At 61.0% G+C, this 18435-nt stretch carries 17 protein-coding genes and 3 pseudogenes; 10 read left to right on the forward strand and 10 right to left on the reverse strand.

Annotation, left to right across the window (positions count from 1 at the left end; all coding sequences use genetic code 11):
• Positions 1-79 precede the first annotated feature (79 nt).
• From ACOI8A_RS18505 to ACOI8A_RS18525, 5 genes are all read right to left on the reverse strand, one after another.
• Positions 80-1231 carry an MFS transporter gene (locus ACOI8A_RS18505; RefSeq protein WP_420650207.1) on the reverse strand — a complete coding sequence of 384 codons (1152 nt, stop codon included), beginning with the start codon at positions 1229-1231 and terminating at the stop codon, positions 80-82.
• Between the two features lie 270 nt (positions 1232-1501).
• Entirely contained in the window at positions 1502-2749 is a 1248-nt protein-coding gene (codA, locus tag ACOI8A_RS18510) for a cytosine deaminase (RefSeq protein ID WP_420651436.1), read from the reverse strand.
• A gap of 13 nt (positions 2750-2762) precedes the next feature.
• Complete coding sequence (codB, locus tag ACOI8A_RS18515) at positions 2763-4034, reverse strand: cytosine permease (protein ID WP_420650206.1); 1272 nt, start codon at positions 4032-4034, stop codon at positions 2763-2765.
• Positions 4035-4312: 278 nt separating this feature from the next.
• Entirely contained in the window at positions 4313-4669 is a 357-nt protein-coding gene (queD, locus tag ACOI8A_RS18520) for a 6-carboxytetrahydropterin synthase QueD (RefSeq protein WP_420650205.1), read from the reverse strand.
• Positions 4670-4764: 95 nt separating this feature from the next.
• Positions 4765-5844: a patatin-like phospholipase family protein gene (locus ACOI8A_RS18525; protein WP_420650204.1), complete on the reverse strand. Its 1080-nt coding sequence runs from the start codon at positions 5842-5844 to the stop codon at positions 4765-4767.
• Between the two features lie 156 nt (positions 5845-6000).
• Between ACOI8A_RS18525 and ACOI8A_RS18530 the strand changes: the two genes are divergently transcribed.
• Genes ACOI8A_RS18530 through ACOI8A_RS18545 form a run of 4 tightly spaced genes read left to right on the forward strand, consistent with a single transcriptional unit; the run spans position 6001 to position 8620 of the window.
• Entirely contained in the window at positions 6001-6312 is a 312-nt protein-coding gene (locus ACOI8A_RS18530; protein ID WP_420650203.1) for a PepSY domain-containing protein, read from the forward strand.
• Complete coding sequence (locus ACOI8A_RS18535) at positions 6312-6638, forward strand: PepSY domain-containing protein (protein ID WP_420650202.1); 327 nt, start codon at positions 6312-6314, stop codon at positions 6636-6638. The genes ACOI8A_RS18530 and ACOI8A_RS18535 overlap by 1 nt, the downstream gene beginning before the upstream one ends.
• 3 nt (positions 6639-6641) lie before the next feature.
• Positions 6642-7310, forward strand: coding sequence for a response regulator transcription factor (locus ACOI8A_RS18540; protein WP_420650201.1), 669 nt, complete (start codon positions 6642-6644; stop codon positions 7308-7310).
• Complete coding sequence (locus tag ACOI8A_RS18545; RefSeq protein WP_420650200.1) at positions 7307-8620, forward strand: sensor histidine kinase; 1314 nt, start codon at positions 7307-7309, stop codon at positions 8618-8620. The genes ACOI8A_RS18540 and ACOI8A_RS18545 overlap by 4 nt, the downstream gene beginning before the upstream one ends.
• A 199-nt stretch (positions 8621-8819) precedes the next feature.
• Here ACOI8A_RS18545 and ACOI8A_RS18550 read toward each other — a convergent pair whose 3' ends face one another.
• Positions 8820-9575, reverse strand: a complete 756-nt coding sequence (locus ACOI8A_RS18550; RefSeq protein WP_420650224.1) for a methyl-accepting chemotaxis protein — start codon at positions 9573-9575, stop codon at positions 8820-8822.
• Positions 9576-9677: 102 nt separating this feature from the next.
• Positions 9678-10967, reverse strand: a pseudogene (locus tag ACOI8A_RS18555) (HAMP domain-containing protein); the annotation flags it as partial.
• A gap of 321 nt (positions 10968-11288) precedes the next feature.
• Between ACOI8A_RS18555 and ACOI8A_RS18560 the strand changes: the two are divergent.
• The 3 genes and pseudogenes from ACOI8A_RS18560 to ACOI8A_RS18570 form a co-directional block, all read left to right on the forward strand.
• A complete protein-coding gene (locus tag ACOI8A_RS18560) occupies positions 11289-12605 on the forward strand; it encodes a Na+/H+ antiporter family protein (protein ID WP_420650199.1) in 1317 nt (438 codons plus the stop codon).
• A gap of 170 nt (positions 12606-12775) precedes the next feature.
• Positions 12776-13552, forward strand: a pseudogene (locus ACOI8A_RS18565) (cache domain-containing protein); the annotation flags it as partial.
• Positions 13553-13864: 312 nt separating this feature from the next.
• Positions 13865-14458, forward strand: a pseudogene (locus ACOI8A_RS18570) (methyl-accepting chemotaxis protein); the annotation flags it as partial.
• A gap of 199 nt (positions 14459-14657) precedes the next feature.
• Here ACOI8A_RS18570 and ACOI8A_RS18575 read toward each other — a convergent pair.
• Positions 14658-15602, reverse strand: coding sequence for a LysR family transcriptional regulator (locus ACOI8A_RS18575; RefSeq protein WP_420650198.1), 945 nt, complete (start codon positions 15600-15602; stop codon positions 14658-14660).
• 111 nt (positions 15603-15713) lie between these two features.
• Between ACOI8A_RS18575 and ACOI8A_RS18580 the strand changes: the two genes are divergently transcribed.
• The 3 genes from ACOI8A_RS18580 to ACOI8A_RS18590 all read left to right on the forward strand — a co-directional run bounded on the left by ACOI8A_RS18580 (position 15714) and on the right by ACOI8A_RS18590 (position 17730).
• Complete coding sequence (locus tag ACOI8A_RS18580) at positions 15714-16199, forward strand: DMT family transporter (RefSeq protein WP_420650197.1); 486 nt, start codon at positions 15714-15716, stop codon at positions 16197-16199.
• 2 nt (positions 16200-16201) lie between these two features.
• Positions 16202-16657, forward strand: coding sequence for a DMT family transporter (locus ACOI8A_RS18585; protein WP_420650196.1), 456 nt, complete (start codon positions 16202-16204; stop codon positions 16655-16657).
• 911 nt (positions 16658-17568) lie between these two features.
• Positions 17569-17730 carry a metallothionein gene (locus tag ACOI8A_RS18590; RefSeq protein WP_420650195.1) on the forward strand — a complete coding sequence of 54 codons (162 nt, stop codon included), beginning with the start codon at positions 17569-17571 and terminating at the stop codon, positions 17728-17730.
• Between the two features lie 12 nt (positions 17731-17742).
• Here the strand turns inward: ACOI8A_RS18590 and ACOI8A_RS18595 are convergent, their stop codons facing one another.
• Together ACOI8A_RS18595 and ACOI8A_RS18600 are read right to left on the reverse strand one after the other, a co-directional pair.
• Positions 17743-18009, reverse strand: coding sequence for a hypothetical protein (locus tag ACOI8A_RS18595; protein ID WP_420650194.1), 267 nt, complete (start codon positions 18007-18009; stop codon positions 17743-17745).
• 38 nt (positions 18010-18047) lie between these two features.
• Complete coding sequence (locus tag ACOI8A_RS18600) at positions 18048-18275, reverse strand: DUF6555 family protein (RefSeq protein ID WP_420651437.1); 228 nt, start codon at positions 18273-18275, stop codon at positions 18048-18050.
• Positions 18276-18435: the final 160 nt, after the last annotated feature.

Here is an 18435-nt window from a genome sequence, read left to right on the forward strand (position 1 = left end):
CTGAGGTGCGAAGCAGCTCCAAAAAAAGGCCTGCTGCGCAGTCCAGCGGGAGCAAGCTCCCTCGCCACAGTGGTCGGTGCTAGACCTTGAGGACTTTGCCGCCAATGGCCACCGCCACCAGCAACAACGCCATCAACCCAAAAGCAAAACTCAAGCTGCTGGCATGCGCGACAAACCCGATCACCGCCGGTCCCGCCAGAATCCCTGCGTAACCCAACGTCGTGATCGCCGGCACCGCGATGCTTTCCGGCATCACCGTCTGCTTGCCCACCGCCGTGTACAGCACCGGCACGATGTTAGAACACCCGGCACCGACCAGCGCATAACCGAACAGCGCCGCTTCCCAGCTCGGCGCGAAGGTTGCCAGAGACAAACCTGCCGCCGCCAGCAGACCGCCAAACAGAATGATCCGCGTTGCGCCCAGCGCCCGCACAATCCGGTCACCGGTCAAACGCCCCAGCGTCATGGTCAGCGCAAACGCCGCGTAGCCAAGGCCCGCGTATGCCGTGTCGATCCCGCGTTCCTGTGCGAGAAACACCGCGCTCCAGTCCAGCGCCGCGCCTTCGGTGAGAAAGACGATGAAGCACATGCCTCCGATGAACAGCACGATCCCGTGCGGCACTGCGAAGGCCGGTCCCGAACTTTCACTGCCGTAAGGCAGCATGTGCGGCACCGCTTTCAGCATCGCTGCGATCAGCACCACGACCACCACCAGCATGGCGGCAAAGGGTGACAAGCCGAGGCCGAGCATCGCACTGACGCCGGCCGCGCCAACGATCCCGCCCAGACTGAACAAGCCGTGAAAGCCCGACATCATATTCTTGCCGCTGGCGCGTTCGACGATCACCGCTTGCAGATTCACCGTCGAATCCACCGTGCCCAATCCGGCGCCGAACATGAATAGCGTGGCGATCATCGCCGGAATCGACGACACCGTCGCCAGCAACGGCAATGCTGCGCAGATCAGCAGAGTCCCGCCGGTCGCCACACGCCGACAACCGAACCGTGTGGCCAGAATCCCCGCCAGCGGCATCGCTAGAATCGAGCCGACACCCAGACACAACAACAGCAAACCCAGCGTGCCTTCATCGAGCCCGGCCCGCGCCTTGGCATAGGGCACCAGCGGCGCCCAGGCAGCAATGCCCAGCCCTGCGATGAAAAAAGCGATGCGCGTGGACGTTTGTTCCAAGCGTCCTGGAATGAATGCGGTTTGGGTGTTGAGGCTGGTCATAACGATCCTTGGCAAAAAACGGCGCGTCCCCGAAGGACACTGCAACGCGGTCGAGGTTCGATCGAGTGCGCAGGTCATCGGGTGCGGCGGACATCGTTGCACAGCCTGTGCGATGGGGCAAAATCGGCGGCGATTGCTTGAGCGTAATACTCGGCGGGACGGTGTTGAATCCAGCATTGCCATCGCTGGCAAGCCAGGCTCTCACAGGAATCATCGTGATCTGTGGGAGCTGGCTTGCCAGCGAAGGGGCCAGCAGCCCTTGCCTTAACCTCAGCTCAGATCGCCCGCGAATTCCACCACCGGCATCTGTCGCTTCATCAAGACCTTGCCACCACGAATCGAGTACAGCGGCAGGCCCTGGCTGCGGATAACCTCGTAATCGCTGTCCGCCGAGAGGATCAGCAGGTTAGCCGGGCGCCCCTGTTCCAGGCCATAACGCTCGCCCAGGTTCATCGCTTTGGCGCTGTTGTCGGTCACCAGATCCAGCGCACTCTGCAGGTTGCGGTACCCGAGCATGTGGCAGATATGCAGCCCGGCTTCGAGCACACGCAGGATGTTGCCGTTTCCCAGCGGATACCATGGATCGACGATGGAATCCTGACCGAAACACACGTTCATTCCGGCTTCGAGCAGTTCATTGACGCGGGTCACGCCGCGACGTTTGGGGAAGTTGTCGAAGCGCCCTTGCAGGTGAATGCTTTCGGTCGGGCAGGAGACAAAACTGATCCCAGAATGCCCGAGCAGGCGGAACAGTTTGGCGCAGTAGGCGTTGTCGTATGAGCCCATCGCCGTAGTGTGGCTGGCGGTGACGAGGGCGCCCATGTCACGGCTGCGCGCTTCTTCGGCGAGCACTTCGAGGAAGCGCGAATGCGGGTCGTCGGTTTCGTCGCAATGCACGTCCACCAGACAACCGGTGCGCTCGGCGAGGTCCATCAGGAACTTCACCGAGCTGACGCCCTGATCGCGGGTGTATTCGAAGTGCGGAATCCCGCCGACCACATCGGCGCCCATGCGGATCGACTCTTCCATCAGTTCGCGGCCGTTGCGGAATGACTCGATGCCTTCCTGCGGGAACGCGACGATTTGCAGGTCGATCAGGTGCCGGCTTTCTTCACGCACTTCGAGCATGGCCTTGAGCGCGGTGAGTTGCGGGTCGGTGACGTCGACGTGGGTGCGCACGTGCTGAATGCCGTGCGCCGCCAGGGTCTGAATGGTTTTCTTGGCGCGGGTCTTGGTGTCTTCTTCGGTGATGGTGACTTTGCGCTCGCCCCAGCATTCGATGCCTTCGAACAGCGTGCCACTCATGTTCCAGCGCGGCTCGCCGGCGGTCAGCGTGGCGTCGAGGTGAATGTGCGGCTCGACGAAGGGCGGCACCACCAGATTGCCGCCGGCATCGAGGTCATCGGCGCCGAGAGTCGGCGCTTCGGTCTGACGCGCGATGCTGCGGATCAGGCCGTCTTCGAGGTGCAATTCGTGCAGACCTTCCTGGTTGCGCAGGCGGGCGTTGATGATGTGCATCAGGCGAATCCTTTTATAGATCTTGTAGAGGCACACTGGCGCGGCGGGCGCCGAGCAGGCCAGTGACGATGACATACGTTAGCGCGGCAGCGGCGATGCCTACCAGCGGCGCGACCCACGGCGAGCCGAATGCGGCCACCGTGCCGACCGCGTAAGCCCCGAGCCCCGGCCAGTTGAAGGCCGGCAGCCGTGCGTCGGCCAGCCGCGGATAGTGCCCGCGCCAGCGATAGAAAAAATCCGCCATGATCACTCCACAAATCGGCGGAATCACTGTGCCGAGCAAAATCAGATACGGCACCAGCATGTCGTACATGCCCAGCAGCGCAAGGGCGGTGCCGATCACCGCGCCAGCCAGCGTCACGGTTTTGCGTCGACCGGTGCGCAGCAAGTTGCAACCGGCGACGGCGAAGTTATAGATGGTGTTGTCCTGAGTGCTCCAGATGTTCAGCAGCAACATCGCCATCGCGGCCATGGCGAAACCCTGCAACAGCAGCACTTCAACCACGTCAGGCTGCTGATAGACGATCGCACCGTAGGCGCCGATCAACACCATCAGACCATTGCCGATAAAGAAGCCGATCAGGCTCGCCAGCACCGCAACCCGCGCCGAACGCGAGAATCGTGTCCAGTTGGTGGCTTGCGTCGCACCGCTGACGAAGGTGCCGAACACCAGCGTGATGGCGGTCGACCAGTCCAGCGAACCACTGGGCACCACGCTGAGCAACCCTTCAAGTCCGCCGACCTTGACCGTGGCCACCCACATCGACAGCATCAGCAGCAACATCATCGCCGGCACCGCGATGTACGACAGAATCTCCAGCCCGCGATAACCGACGTACGCCGTGGCGCAGAACAGCAGACCGAACAGCACCATCAGCCCGAGCACCGTGCCTTGGTCCAGATCGAAGTATTTCCCCAGGACCACCGCAGCAGTCGCGGTGCCCCAGGCGTACCAGCCGATCTGGGTGAAACCGAGGATCAGGTCGCTGAGCTTGCTGCCGATTTCGCCGAAACAGAAACGCCCCATCAGCACCGAATTCAGTCCGCTTTTGAAAGCGATGTACCCCAAGCCTGCGGCATACAAACCGAGCAGCAAATTGCCGACCGCGATCACTGCGAGCATCTCGCCAAAACTGAACGCCACACCGAGCTTGCCGCCGGCAAACATGGTTGCGGTGAAAAACGTGAACCCAAGTAACACCATCGCCGTGGAGGCCAGGCCTTTGCGCGCATGCATCGGGACTTCGCTGAGGGGGTAATCGTTGCCGGGATCGTTCTGCGTCATGTGGGCGTTCCTTGCTGGAAATGAGGAGGACGCGGGAGAAGATGCAGTGGTCGTGCCAAGTCGAAAGTGCGCGCTAACGGAACCTGTAGGAGCTGCCGAAGGCTGCGATCTTTTGATCTTCAGCCTTACAAGCCAGATCAAAAGATCGCAGCCTGCGGCAGCTCCTACAGGGGATTGGGGTGGGGGAGAGGAGGGGCGGGGCGGCGGCGATGGCTTGCGGAGCGTTTTCTTGTGCATAAAAAACCACCGGGTTCGGTGGTTTGTTTGTATCGCGCGATTTACTCGCCGCGATAGATGCAACCGCTGGTGCAGGTCTCGTGGATGCGAATCGCGCTGAGTTCCGGCAGCAATGGCTTCATCTCTTTCCAGATGAATTGCGCCAGCACTTCGCTGGTCGGGTTTTCCAGGCCTGGAATGTCGTTCAGGTAGTTGTGATCCAGGCGCTCGTACAGCGGCTTGAAAATCGCTTTGATCTCGGAGAAATCGCGGATCCAGCCAGTGTGCGGATCGAGATCGCCGCTCAGGTGCAGCGCCACTTTGAACGAGTGACCGTGCAGACGCCCGCACTTGTGGCCGTCCGGTACGTGCGGCAGGCGGTGGGCGGATTCGAAAGTAAATTCCTTGAAGATTTCCACAGTATTTTCGGCTCTGTTCAGGTGGCGTTCGCCGCAGCGATTCGGGCAGGCGGCGAGTTTACCAGCTTGTGTTTGGCGATGCGGCAAAACACTGACTAAAGGGTCAGCAAGCGCTCGGCGAGGCGACCGTTGGCGCTGAGTTCGAGAAACTCGTCACCCAGACGACGGCTCTCATCCATCGCCGCGCGCCAGTATTTCTGCCGCGCCGGTGCATCGCCCATGAAACGTTTGAAGTCGTTACGGTCGGGCAGTTTGCCGAACGGTAGGCGCGCCAGATATTCCTTCGAGGGCGCGAGCAACAGCACGTCCTGCAAGCGTTCAACCGAGGCTTTGCGCCACGGCAGGGTCTTGTCGAACCAGCCGGGGATCACCCGGTCGGTGAAATGCGGATACAGGACGATGCCGTCGCCGCTGTAGGGCAGATCGAGGTGATAGTCGAGCAAACCGCCGTCGCGGAACGTTCCGACGCCAGCACCCGGCAGATCGCGCACGCCTTGCATGACCATCGGGATCGAACCCGAGGCCAATAGCGCCTGACGCAGGTTGCCGGAGTTGAGCGCGACGAAGCGTGACGGAAAGTCATTCAGCGCATGCAGCGGTGGCGCCAGGCGCGGATCGTGGATGATCAGCCGTTCAAAGTGCCGCGACAGGCGCGCCCGCCCGCGCAGGTTGTCGGCGATCACCGACCCCAGTGCCAGCCCGAGCCGGCCGCGATGATCATCCGCCAGCCGACCGTGACTTTTGACCACCATGATGTTCAAGCGGTAATCCGGGTTGGCGAGCAGTTGCGCGTCGCGGCCGTCGAGCAGGTCATCGAGCATGCGCTGCGAGCTCTGGCTGATCTCGGCCATGCTCACGCCTTTGTTGAAATTCTGCTCGGTGTACAGCTCGCCGAGGCGTCGGATGCCTTCGGCCGCGTCCGGCAGACAGGCGCTGGCGAAGCGCCAGGAACCGACTGACGCACCAATCAGCGAGCGTTCACGCGGCGCGGCTGGCAGCCATTCGCCGAACAGCGCCAGATCCAGCCCCTGAATCCCCAATGCCTTTGGCCCGCCAGCGGCGCCGGGCAGGGTGCCGACGTCCGCAGCGCTGAGGCCTTGGGCACGAATCCGCACCATCGCCCTTGGGCCGGCCTTGAGGGTAAGAGCGGGGAACTTGATGTGAATGGCAGTCATACCGGTCTCGATCGTTAGCAAGCGAAAGATTATAAGCACATGATGCCGGGCCATGCAGGAGCGCGGTGCCAGCATTCGATGATGGCAATTCAGTTTCAGTTAAGTTCAAACCGCTAGGGTGGCGCCCCGTAGCTAGACATAAAATACGGAGACCCCATGAAAACCCTGACTGCCCTGTTCATCGCACTTGTACTGTTCGGGCTGTCGTCCACCTTCGCTCACACCTGCGACTTGCGCCCCGAGGAAGCCCGTAAACTGGTCGACGCTGGTACCATTGTGCCGATCGACGCCGTGCAGGCCACGGCTATGGCGCGGCATCCGGGTTCGACCGTCATCGAAATCGAGCTGGAAAAAAGGTATGGCATCTACCTTTATCAGATCGAGTTGCGCGACCCGCAAGGTGTGGAGTGGGAGCTGGAACTGGACGCAACCGACGGGTTGTTGCGCAAGGATCATCAGGACATCTAATGAAAGCGTTTTTACCTCGTTCACCCGCGCGCACCGTGGGCCGTCTGGCTCTGGTGCTGGTGGCATTCTGTTCGGTGAGCATGGCCCGCGACCTCGACCAGGACGAAGCCCTGCGCCTGCGTCAGCAAGGGGTGATCATGCCGCTCGAGCAGTTGCTCAAGCAGGCGCTGGATCTGTATCCCGGCGCGAAACTGCTGGAAGCCGAGCTGGAAGAAAAGCACGACGTGTACATTTATGAAGTCGAGTTGCTGACGCTCGAAGGTGTCGCGCGCGAGCTGCACCTGGAAGCCGCCACCGGCCGGCTGCTCAAAGACAAGGAAGATTGACCGATGCGTTTGCTTTTGGTGGAAGACCACGTGCCGCTGGCCGATGAATTGCTCGCCGGCCTCAATCGTCAGGGCTATGCGGTCGACTGGCTGGCGGACGGGCGTGACGCGGTCTATCAGGGCAGCAGCGAGCCTTACGACCTGATCATCCTCGACCTCGGTTTGCCCGGTGTACCGGGGCTGGATGTGCTGGCGCAGTGGCGCGCGGCCGGTCTGGCGATTCCAGTGTTGATCCTCACCGCACGCGATTCATGGGCCGAGCGCATCGAAGGCCTGAAGGCCGGTGCCGACGATTACCTGACCAAACCGTTTCACCCGGAAGAGCTGCATCTGCGCATTCAATCGCTGCTGCGTCGCTCCAAGGGCCAGGCCAATCAACCGACGCTCAAATCTGCTGGCCTGCATCTGGATGAGGGCCGCCAGTGCGTGGTGCGCGATGGCGCTGACATTCAACTGACCGCTGCCGAATTCCGTCTGCTGCGCTACTTCATGCTGCACCCGGAACAGATCCTCTCGAAAAGCCACCTCGCCGAACACCTCTACGACGGTGAAACCGAGCGCGATTCCAACGTCCTCGAAGTCCACGTCAATCACCTGCGGCGCAAGCTCGGCAAAAGCGTGATCGAAACCCGCCGCGGCCAGGGTTATCTGTTCGGCGGTCAAGCGTCGTGAGATCGATCCAGCGCCGTTTGAGCCTGGGCCTGATCAGTGTGCTGGTGATCGTCGGCGTGGTGCTGGCGCAAGTCAGTCTGTGGTTATTCGAAGCGGGTTTGCAGCGTTATCTCGAAGCCGGCCTGCGCAATGACAGCGAGAGTCTGTTGGTCGCAATGGTGCGCGGCCCGCAGGGTTTGCAGCTGGATGAACGGCACCTGTCACCGGCCTACCTGCGACCGTTTTCCGGGCATTACTTCCGTATCGATTTCGCCGACAGCCACTGGCGCTCGCGTTCGTTGTGGGATCAGGAGCTGCCGGTCCTCGAACGCCCCGGCCTGCACAGCAATCTGCAACTGGGGCCGGAGGGGCAGCAGTTGCTGGTGCTGCGTTCGGATTATCGACGGCTGGGTCAGTCGATCTCGATCAGCGTCGCCCAGGACTACACACCGGTGCGCGAGAGTTTCCAGCGCATGCGCCAGATCGGATTTGGCCTTGGGCTGGCCGGTTTGTTGCTGATCCTGATCCTGCAAAGAATCACCGTGCGCCGCGCCTTGCGTCCGCTGGAAAGGGCGCGTGAGCAAATCGCCCAATTGCAACAGGGCCAGCGCTCGCAACTCGATGAGCAAGTGCCGGAAGAACTCGAGCCGCTGGTGGCGCAGATCAACCATTTGCTCGCGCACACTGAAGACAGCCTCAAGCGCTCGCGTAACGCACTGGGCAACCTCGGGCACGCGCTGAAAACCCCGCTGGCGGTGCTGTTGAGTCTGGCGTCGAACGAAAAACTCGATGCGCATCCCGAGCTGAGAAAAATCCTTCAGCAGCAACTGGAGCAGGTTCAGCAGCGGCTCAACCGCGAGCTGAATCGTGCACGCTTGTCCGGTGATGCGCTGCCCGGCGCGCTGTTTGATTGCGATGCAGAACTGCCGGGGTTGCTCGCGACGTTGAACATGATCCACGGCGAGCATCTGGCGCTGAGCTACGTGGCGCCAGCGGGGCTGCAGTTGCCGTGGGACCGTGAGGACTTGCTCGAGCTGCTGGGTAATCTGCTGGATAACGCCTGCAAATGGGCGGATGCCGAGGTGCGGCTGAGCGTGGTCGAGACGGCTGAAGGATTTGCGCTGAGCGTTGAGGATGACGGGCCGGGGATTCCCGAGGCGCAGCGCGCTCAGGTGTTCAGCCGGGGCGCGCGACTGGATGAGCAGACTCTCGGGCATGGATTGGGGTTGGGGATTGTGCGCGATATTGTTGATACGTGGGGCGGGGAGATGGTGTTGGGCGAGAGTGAGTGGGGCGGGTTGCGGGTTTTGATTCAATTACCTCGGCGGTGAACCTTCAGAAGCCCCTCACCCTAACCCTCTCCCGGTGGGAGAGGGGACTGACCGAGTTGGATGCTCGAGGTACATCGACCTGAAATATCGAGTCGAACTCAGGTTTTGAAAAGCATGAAAATCTGCTCCCTTTCCCCTCTACCCCTTGGGGGAGAGGGCTGGGGTGAGGGGGTAAGCTTTTGACTTTCAGCAATCCAAATCAAACGCGAAACTGATCCATCAAACTCTGCTGCTGATTCGCCAGGCTATTCAGCGACTGACTCACCCGCGCCGATTCATTCGCCTGCTCCGACAGCGATTCCGTCACATCACGAATTGTCGCCACGTTGCTGTTGATCTCCTCGGCCACCGCGCTCTGTTCCTCCGCCGCGCTGGCGATTTGCAGGTTCATGTCGCTGATCACCGTCACCGCATCGCCGATCTGGCGCAGCGCGGTTACAGCCTGGCCGACCTGTTCGACGCTGCCCTGAGCCTGACGATGGCTGTTGTTCATCGAGCCAACTACGTCTTGAGTGCCGCTCTGCAATTGCTCGATCACCAGACGGGTTTCTTCCACCGATTCCTGAGTGCGGCGGGCGAGGTTACGCACCTCATCGGCGACCACGGCAAAACCACGTCCGGCTTCACCGGCGCGCGCTGCTTCAATGGCGGCGTTCAGCGCCAGCAGGTTGGTCTGTTCGGCGATGGCGCGGATGGTTTCCAGCACGGTGCCGATCTTCTCGCTGTTGGCGGCCAGGCCTTCCACCTGAATCATCGCCGCGCTCATGTCCGAGGCGAGGGTGTCGATGCTGGCGGTGGTGCGGTCGATCACGGTCAGGCCCTGACGGGTCGCGCGGTCGGCGTCCTTGGCGGCTTCGGCGGCTTGCGCGGCGCTGCGGGCAACGTCTTGCGCGGTGGCGCTCATTTCGTGCGATGCGGTGGCGACTTGATCGACCTGGCGGTATTGCTGCTCCATGCCAGCGCTGGTCTGGGTGGCGATGGCCGAGGACTGATCGGCGGTGTTGCGCGCGTCCTGCACCGAGCGTTTCACTTCGGCAATGATCGGCTGCAGCTTGTCGAGGAAGCGGTTGAACCAGCCGGCCAGTTGACCGAGTTCATCCTGCTTGTCATAGGCCAGACGCCGGGTCAGGTCGCCTTCGCCGCTGGCGATGTCTTCGAGCATGTGCGCCACGCCGAGAATCGGTTTGGTCACGCTGCGCGCCATCAGCCACACCAGCAACAGACCGACCAATGCGGCGAGAGCGCCGAGGCCGAGTTCGACCATGGCGCCCGCAGAGTTGCTCGCATCCAGTTGTTGCTTGAGCGCTTCGGCCGGGCCGACCAGCACTTTCTCCGGCACATCAAGCAGCACGCCCCACGACGGACCACCAGGAATCGGCTGGAACGGCGACAGCACTTTGAGTTTGTCATTGGCGTGCAGGCTGCTCACGCTGTTGCGTGAAGCGAGCAAGCGCAGCAGTTCGGCGCCGCTGGTAGTGTCGACTGCATCGAGGCGCTGGCTGAGCTTGCCGGCGTCCGGGCTGTAACCGGCGAGCAGGCCGGCCGGGCTGATGATGCTCACGGCTGTCTGGCCGTCGTAGAGTTTTTTGCTCGCGCCCTGGCTGATCGCTTGCAGGCTGTTGAGGTTGATGTCCACCGACAGCGAGGCGATGACTTTGCCGTTGACCATCAGCGGGAACACGATGCTGGTCATCAGCACTTTCTGGCCGTCGATCACATAGAAGTACGGTTCGATCACGCACGGTTTGAGCGTGGTGCGCGGGCAGGTGAACCAGGCATTGGCGGCCTGACCGCTGGGGCCGGTGCTGGTGTCGGCCATGTCGCTTTCCGGCAGGGCCATCGAGGTGACTTTACCCGGGGTCGGTTGCGACCAGTACAGCGCGAATCGGCCCTTGTCGTTGCTGCCCAATTCAGCCTGACCGGCAAACAGTTCGTCCTTGCCGTCCAGCGCATTGGCTTCGAACACCAGCGACAGGCCGAGCAGATCCGGGTTGGCTTGCAACGCCGATTTGACCTGGCGAGTCATGTCTTCGCGCAGATCGAAGGCGTCGAGGAAACGCTTCTCGGCCTGTTCACGCAGGAACAGCACCTGCCGCGAGAAACCATGCCCGTACTGATAGGCGTCCATGAATTGCTGACGAATCCCCAGCGCCTGAACTTCGCCTTGGGACTCGATGCGCGCCTGCGCCGAATCGGTGAGCATCTCCATGCTCGAAGCCTTCACCAGCGCGGAGCTGTGCTCCATGCGATACAGCGAAAGACCCACCAGCAGGGTCACGATGCCGGCCAGGCACAGCCCGGCGAGCAGGGTGATTTTCCATTGAATGGAAAGTTGTCTGAGTGACATGGAGACGTCCTTATTCGATAAATATCTGAGACTTTGCACTGTAGCGGCCGCGTTTCGGCTTTCTTTATGGCTGAAACACAATATGGCGAATTGCCGCACTTGCTGCCCTCACCACAGGAATGCGTTCATTCGCCGGGAGCTCTGTCGGTTGTTACATCGCAAACCGGTCAGTTGCTTTGACACTGCGGCCACTCTGCGGCACAGTGCGCGCCCTTCTAATAAGACCCTCTTTGCAACCCGCTGGCAGCCCTCGGGCAGTGCCGGGCGGACTCATTCTGTCTGGCGGTGACGGCTCACCGCAGTGTTTTTTGAGGTAATGAAATGAATGCAGTGATTGCTGCGGTCGGCGTCATGCTGATCCTCAGCCTGTCCCGGGTGCATGTTGTGATCGCCTTGATCGTCGGCGCGCTGGTCGGTGGCCTGACCGGTGGGCTGGGCATCGAAGCCACGCTCAAGGCGTTCAACAGCGGCTTGGGCGGCGGGGCGACGGTGGCGTTGTCCTACGCGTTGCTCGGCGCTTTCGCGGTGGCGATTGCCAAGTCCGGCCTGGCGCATGCCTTGGCCGACAAGGCCCTGGCGATGGTTGATCGGCAGCACGCAACCGGCGGCGGTAACGTCAAATGGCTGCTGATCGGCCTGCTGTGGGTGGTGGCAATTGCCTCGCAGAACATCCTGCCGATCCATATCGCCTTCATTCCGTTGCTGGTGCCGCCGCTGCTCTACGTGCTGACCAAGCTGCAACTCGACCGGCGCTTGATCGCCTGCGTGATGACTTTCGGCCTGATCACCCCGTACATGTTCCTGCCGGTGGGTTTCGGCAACATCTTCCTCAACGAAATCCTGCTGGCCAACGTCGCCCGTAGCGGCGTCGATATCAGCGGCATCAACGTCACGCATGCCATGGGCATTCCGGCGCTGGGCATGTTGGTGGGGCTGGGCATTGCCTTTATCAGCTACCGCAAGAAGCGCGTCTACGATCTGGCGAAGATCGAGCAGGTCGAGCAAGTCGCGGTGCGATACAACCCGATGAGCCTGATGATTGCCGGTGTGGCGATTGCGGCGGCGTTCATTATTCAGCTGTTGCTGGATTCGATGATTATCGGCGCACTGGCCGGGTTTCTGATCTTCTCGGCGTCGGGCATCGTCAAGTGGCGCGAGACTGATGATTTGTTCACCGAAGGCATGAAGATGATGGCGATGATCGGCTTCATCATGATCGCCTCCTCGGGTTTCGGCGAAGTGATCAAGGCCACGGGTGAGGTGCAGACGCTGGTCGAGACGTCGGCGGCGTGGATCGATCACAGCAAAGCCGTCGGCGCGCTGATGATGTTGCTGGTGGGCCTGCTGGTGACCATGGGTATCGGCTCGTCGTTTTCCACGGTGCCGATCCTCGCGGTGATTTTTGTGCCGTTGTGCGTGCAGCTGGGTTTCAGCCCGATTGCCATCGTGTGCATCGTCGGTACGGCGGGTGCGTTGGGTGACGCCGGTTCGCCCGCTTCGGACTCGACGCTGGGCCCGACCTCCGGTCTGAACATCGACGGCCAGCATCACCATATCTGGGACACCGTAGTACCGACGTTCCTGCACTACAACCTGCCGCTGCTGGTGTTTGGCTGGATTGCCGCGATGGTCCTTTGATTTAGAAGATCAAAAGATCGCAGCCTGCGGCAGCTCCTACAGGATCGGGTTCACACACGGTCAATGTAGGAGCTGCCGCAGGCTGCGATCTTTTTTGTGGGTTCAACTTTTGTCTTGGGGTGCCGTTAAAGCCTTTAACCACGCCAACAAAACCAAAAGAGTGAGCCACCATGCGTCTGAGCCTCAAGGCTAAAGTCCTGTCCCTCGCCGTCCTGCCGGTGCTGCTCTTTGCGCTGGTGATCAGCCTGACCACGCTGTTCATCCTGCAGGAACAGGCGCGCAACGAAGTCACCCAGACCCGCGAGCGCCTGCTCGCCGACGCCAAGGCCACGCTGGCCAGCTACGTCGCCGTGGCCATGACCACCATCAAACCGTTGTACGACGCTGCCGCCCCGGGCGATGACGCGGCGCGCGCGCAGGTGGTCAAGTTGCTGTCGAGCATCAAGTACGGCAAGGACGGCTACTTCTTCGGCTACGACTCCGAGACCGTGCGCCTGTTCAAGGCCAGTGATCCCGAGGGCGTGGGCAAAAGCTTCAAGGACAACCGCGATCCAAACGGTGTCTACGTCAACCGCGATCTGGTGAAAGTCGCGAAGGACGGCACCCACTATCTGCAATACAGCTCGGCGCTGCCGGGCAATGCGCAAGTGCTGGTGCCGAAACTTGGCTACACCGAATACCTGCCGAAGTGGGACATGGCGGTCGGCACCTCCGTCAACCTCGACGGAATCGAAGCGCAAGTGGCGTTGGTTGAAGCGCAGATTCAAGAGCGCATGCAAGGCGTGATTCTGAGCATCGTCGGCGTGGCCGTGATCGTGCTGTTGGTGATCGCGGTGGCGGGGCTGTTGCTGGCCAACGCGATCCTGCGCCCATTGACTCTGATGAAAGCCAATCTCGATGACATCGCGGCGGGCGAGGGCGATCTGACGCGGCGTCTGACCATCACCAGCCAGGACGAACTCGGCGAACTGGCCGGCTCGTTCAACCGTTTCGTCGACAAGATCCATGGCCTGGTGCGGCAGATCACCGAGATGACGTCGCAACTGACCGGGCTGGTGACGCAGGTGTCGGATCAGGCCCAGCGTTCGGATCAGGCGATGGAGCGTCAACGTCACGAAACCGATCAAGTCGCCACGGCCATCAACGAGATGTCCGCCGCCGCCATGGAAGTCGCCAAGAGCGCGCAGAACGCTGCGGTCGCGGCGCAGCAGACCGACGAAGAAGGCCAGACCGCCAAACGCGTGGTGGCTGGCAGCATCAAGCAGATTCATGCGTTGGTCGATGACATTCGCAGCAGCGGCGTGTCCCTCGACAACTTGCAACAGGACGTATCGTCGATTGTCGGCGTGCTTGGGGTGATCCGCTCGATTGCCGAGCAGACCAACCTCTTGGCGCTCAACGCAGCGATTGAAGCAGCGCGGGCCGGTGAAGCCGGGCGCGGCTTTGCGGTGGTGGCGGATGAAGTGCGCGCGCTGGCCAGTCGTACGCAGATCAGCACTCAGGAAATTCAGGGCATGATTGATCGCTTGCAGGCCGGCACGCAGTCGGCGGTCGAAGCGATGCGCCGGTCGAGCGAGGCGGGTGACGGGACATCCGCGCAGGCCAATCAGGCCGGTGCTTCGCTGGACGCGATGGCCGAGTTGATCGCCACGATCAATTCGATGAACGCGCAGATTGCGTCGGCTGCTGAAGAGCAGACGGCGGTGGCGGAAGAGATCAACCGCAGCGTGCATCAGATTGCGGTGGCGGTGGACAGCGTGGCGGATGAGACGCAGCTGGGGGCGCAGACTTCGCGGAGCCTTGCAGATTTGGGTCAGCGGTTGGGCAAACTGGTGGGGCAGTTTCGCATCTGAAGCCTGAAAAGCCCCTCACCCTAACCCTCTCCCAGAGGGAGAGGGGACTGACCGAGGTGTGCGTCGTCCTACATCGACCTGAAAGATGGAGTCGATTATGGATTCAAAGCACATCGTTCAAGTCGGCGTATTTATCCAATATCCCCCAATCGGTTCCCTCTCCCCCGGGGAGAGGGTTAGGGTGAGGGGCTGTTGATCTTCAGCCGCTCAGGGGCCTGTCCCAATAAGGCACTTCGCCGAAGCATTCGACGAAGAAATCAATCACCGTACGCACCTTCACCGACAACCTCCGGCTCCCCGGCCACAGCACGGCAATCTGCTGTGGCTCCAGACTGTTCGACACCTGATACTCGCTCAACACCGGCACCAGCGTGCCCTCACGCACGGCCTCGCCAATCAGCCACGACGGAAACATCACCAGCCCCAAACCCTGCACAGCGGCCTGAGTCAGGGTGTCCGCGTGGTTGCCCGTGATCTTGCCTCGAACCGAGTAAGGCGTCCACTCCTGCCCGTCACGACGAAAGAACCAACGCTGCTGACCGGTCGCGCCTTTGTAGGCCAGGCACTGGTGCTGCGCCAGATCATCCGGATGTTGCGGTGTACCGTGGCGTTTGAGATACGCGGGACTCGCCGCCACCTGAAACCGGTGCGGCGCCAGAATCCGCGCCTGCATGCTCGAGTCGTGCAGCGCGCCGATGCGAAACAACAGGTCGGTGCCTTCCTGCAACGGATCGACGTAATGGTCGGTCTGCTGAATGTCCAGTTGCAGCTTCGGATAGCGCGCGCACAACTGACCGAGCCACGGTGTCAGATGGCGCTGGCCGAATACCACTGGCGCGTTGATCCGTACCAGGCCAGTGGGCTCGCTTTGCTGCTCCTGTAACGCCTGCTCGGCTTCTTCCAGCTGCACCAGCACCAATCGCGCATGGTGACCGAGCATGCGCCCGGCTTCGGTTGGCGTCACCGCACGGGTGTGGCGATACAGTAATTGCTGGTTCAACGCCTGTTCCATCAACTGAATCTGTCGCGAAATCGAGGAGGGCGCCACGCCCTCGCGACGTGCGACTTCGGAAAAACTGCCGTGATCGAGCACCGCCACAAACAGCCGTAGCGCCTTGAATCCCAGATCGTTGAGCCCGTGCATGATTATCCTGCTGTGCAAGTTGCGCAAAAGTGTTGTCAGGATGCTCCCATTTATCGCACAGCGGCGCCAGCCGATAATCCGCGCCATCGATTACTGGATCAGGTTGTTGTCATGCAGACGTTGGAAGAAGTGAGTGTTGCGCCACCGGTGACTAAACCGGTGTTGCGCCTGTTGTTACTGCCGTTGGTGATTCTGGCGGGCATGGGCTTGTCGGTGGAGGCCGGGTTGCTCGGGCCGTTGGGTGCGCAGGTCGGGCATCTGTGGGCGACGTTGAGCATCTTCGGGGTCGGTTCGGCGATTCTGTTTTTGCTGCTGTTGTTCAGTGGCCCGCAACAAGGACCTGCGTTGAACACGTTGCCACGCTGGCAGTTGATCGGGGGTGTGCTCGGGCCGATTTACGTGGTGGTGCTGACGCTGGCGACGCCGCACATCGGCATTGCCATGACCATGATCGCGATCCTCTCCGGGCAGGTTGGCAAGAGTGTATTGATCGACCACTTCGGCTGGTTCGGCGCGGTGCGTAAAAAGGTCAACGGTGAGCGTTGGCTCGCGCTGCTGCTGATTGTCGCGGCACTTGTTTTGATTGCGCGGGGTTGAAGATGAGTCTGGTTATTTTGTTGGCGGTGGTGGTTCTGGCCGGTGCGGTGTTGAGTGTGCAGGCGGCGATCAATGGGCGTCTGGGTGAAACCGTCGGGGTTTTGCGCAGTAGTTTGCTGACATTTGCCGTGGGTGCGTTGGTCACTGGTTTGTTGATTGTGTTTTTTGAGCCGGCGCATGCGGTGAGTTTGCTTGACGTCCCGAAATGGCAATTGAGTGGGGCGTTGTTTGGGGTGGTTTATATGATTGTGATGGTGGGTGCGGTGCCCCGGGTTGGCACGGCGGTGGCGACGGTGGCGGTGATTGTCGGGCAGTTGGGGATGGGGATGTTGATTGATAATTTTGGCTGGCTGGGGAATCCGGCGATTGAGCTTTCTGGATCGCGGATTTTGGCTATGGTTTGTTTGGGGTTGGCGTTGGTGTTTATGTATCGGAGTTCTGTGCGTTCTTTGGATTGATTGGGGTTTATCCGGTTTTTTGGTGATGGCGGATTAGGGTTCCGCCCTGACGGCGGGTCACTTTTTCCAGACGCCGAAAAAGTAACCAAAAAGGCTTTACCCTGACGTTCGGCCCTCGCTGTGGCTCGGGTTCCTTCGCTCCGGGATTGATCCGGGGGCATCGCCTCCGGTTTGCTGCGCTGCACCTCCTCTCGATGTGTTTGGCTGCGCCAAACGTCGCTTCGCTCCCACCCCCGGATCAATCCCTCCACTCAGCCTGCCGACGGGCGCTCGAGATCAAAAGCGGTACTCGAGCTAACGCTCATTGTGTTGAGTGGTGAGGGGCGGGTGTTCGGCTTTGGTTTTGCGGTGGATTCACCCCTCACCCCAGCCCTCTCCTCGAGGAGAGGGAGCCGATTTGTGGTCTTTTCATAGCCTGAGTTCGACTCGGTATTTCACGTCGGCGTACTTCTGCCAAACCACTCGGTCAGTTCCCTCTCCCTCTGGGAGAGGGCTAGGGTGAGGGGCTCTTGATCCGGCTTTTGATGTGGCTTTTGATGTGGTTTTTGATCTCAAGCCCCATCGGCAGGCCGAGCGTAGGTGTCCATCAGGGGCAGGCGCGTAGCGCCGTGCGGCGAAGCCGCATACATCGAGAGGAGGTGCAGCGAAGCAAACCGGAGGCGATGCCCCCTGATGGGCGCCGTAGCGAGGGAACACTGAGCCTAGGCGAAGTGCCGTACGCTAGGGAGAAGCCTTTTGGGTTACCTTTTCGGCGTTTGGAAAAGGTGACCCGCCGTCAGGGCGGAACCCTAAGCAGCCATCACCGCAGCAACGGATATGCTCACAAACCCACAACCCTCGTCAGCCTCCTACACTGGTATCACGGCCTGCCCCGCAAGCCCCAGACAACCACCCCCCAAGGAGTCTGTCCCATGCCCGACAAAACCTGTGACTGCCCAAAGTGCAACTGCAAGCTCGGTGAGCATCCCATCGTTCGCCACGGCAAGCATTTCTGTTGCGAGGCTTGTGCGCATCATCACGAGGACGGCAAAGAGTGTTCCACCGAAGGCTGCAAATGCGCCCATGCTAAATAAAAAAAGTGGAGCCTAATCAGGCTCCACTTCCAGTTTCAGACTGTCGTCGTCCAGCAATTCGATGCGCCGGACGCTGCCCTGCAGTCGCCTGCCTTCGACGAAAACGACCACGGTGATCGCTTGATCCAGGTCTTCCGGCAACGGTTCATACACCAGCAGCGCAAAGCAGTAAGGATCGTCTTCGACAGCTTCCAGGTCGACCTGGCATTCGACGCTTTTGCTGATGCGGCCGGACGCGCTGTCCAGGCCGTACTCCAGGTGCGCCGCACTGGTCGTCATGTGTGTTCCCCCGAAGTCGTCCCCGCTGTTGCTCAAGCTTAGCTTGCCGGTCGCCAGAGAACGTTTTCCACGCCGAATTTTTCTGCCATCGGCTTGCTGGTCTTTTGCACCTTTTCCCGGCCGAAGCGCGGAATTCGGCCTACCCCGGCATCGCAGCTCGCCCAGTGCCAAGCCTCGGCGTTGTCCATCTTGTCCGAGCGGATAATGAAGGACTTGGGCGTGCCGTGAAGGGTGTATTCGATGACGTAGAGTTTTGCGTTGTTCATAAAGCCCATCTTCCTCCCTGTGGTAATAGAAGGATCGCGCTGCGCCGGGAAAATTCAGTCGGATTGTCCGACGGTAGCGGTTGTTGGCAGCAGCGTTGGGGGCTGGCCGGGATTGCGCTTGCAGCAACCCCCATGAATGCTGCCGTTCCCTTGGCCAAAG

Source organism: Pseudomonas sp. P4795 (genome assembly GCF_048822895.1).
Lineage (GTDB): Bacteria > Pseudomonadota > Gammaproteobacteria > Pseudomonadales > Pseudomonadaceae > Aquipseudomonas.

What these genes read in the sequence shown, in the direction of transcription:
- ACOI8A_RS18535 (WP_420650202.1), top strand. Translation starts at nt 6,312, where the DNA reads ATGAAAGCGTTTTTACCTCGTTCACCCGCGCGCACCGTGGGCCGTCTG.
- ACOI8A_RS18595 (WP_420650194.1), bottom strand. Translation starts at nt 18,009, where the DNA reads ATGACGACCAGTGCGGCGCACCTGGAGTACGGCCTGGACAGCGCGTCC.
- ACOI8A_RS18590 (WP_420650195.1), top strand. Translation starts at nt 17,569, where the DNA reads ATGCCCGACAAAACCTGTGACTGCCCAAAGTGCAACTGCAAGCTCGGT.
- ACOI8A_RS18540 (WP_420650201.1), top strand. Translation starts at nt 6,642, where the DNA reads ATGCGTTTGCTTTTGGTGGAAGACCACGTGCCGCTGGCCGATGAATTG.
- codA (WP_420651436.1), bottom strand. Translation starts at nt 2,749, where the DNA reads ATGCACATCATCAACGCCCGCCTGCGCAACCAGGAAGGTCTGCACGAA.
- ACOI8A_RS18575 (WP_420650198.1), bottom strand. Translation starts at nt 15,602, where the DNA reads ATGCACGGGCTCAACGATCTGGGATTCAAGGCGCTACGGCTGTTTGTG.
- ACOI8A_RS18550 (WP_420650224.1), bottom strand. Translation starts at nt 9,575, where the DNA reads ATGGAGCAGCAATACCGCCAGGTCGATCAAGTCGCCACCGCATCGCAC.
- ACOI8A_RS18505 (WP_420650207.1), bottom strand. Translation starts at nt 1,231, where the DNA reads ATGACCAGCCTCAACACCCAAACCGCATTCATTCCAGGACGCTTGGAA.
- ACOI8A_RS18600 (WP_420651437.1), bottom strand. Translation starts at nt 18,275, where the DNA reads ATGAACAACGCAAAACTCTACGTCATCGAATACACCCTTCACGGCACG.
- ACOI8A_RS18580 (WP_420650197.1), top strand. Translation starts at nt 15,714, where the DNA reads ATGCAGACGTTGGAAGAAGTGAGTGTTGCGCCACCGGTGACTAAACCG.
- codB (WP_420650206.1), bottom strand. Translation starts at nt 4,034, where the DNA reads ATGACGCAGAACGATCCCGGCAACGATTACCCCCTCAGCGAAGTCCCG.
- ACOI8A_RS18585 (WP_420650196.1), top strand. Translation starts at nt 16,202, where the DNA reads ATGAGTCTGGTTATTTTGTTGGCGGTGGTGGTTCTGGCCGGTGCGGTG.
- ACOI8A_RS18525 (WP_420650204.1), bottom strand. Translation starts at nt 5,844, where the DNA reads ATGACTGCCATTCACATCAAGTTCCCCGCTCTTACCCTCAAGGCCGGC.
- ACOI8A_RS18530 (WP_420650203.1), top strand. Translation starts at nt 6,001, where the DNA reads ATGAAAACCCTGACTGCCCTGTTCATCGCACTTGTACTGTTCGGGCTG.
- ACOI8A_RS18560 (WP_420650199.1), top strand. Translation starts at nt 11,289, where the DNA reads ATGAATGCAGTGATTGCTGCGGTCGGCGTCATGCTGATCCTCAGCCTG.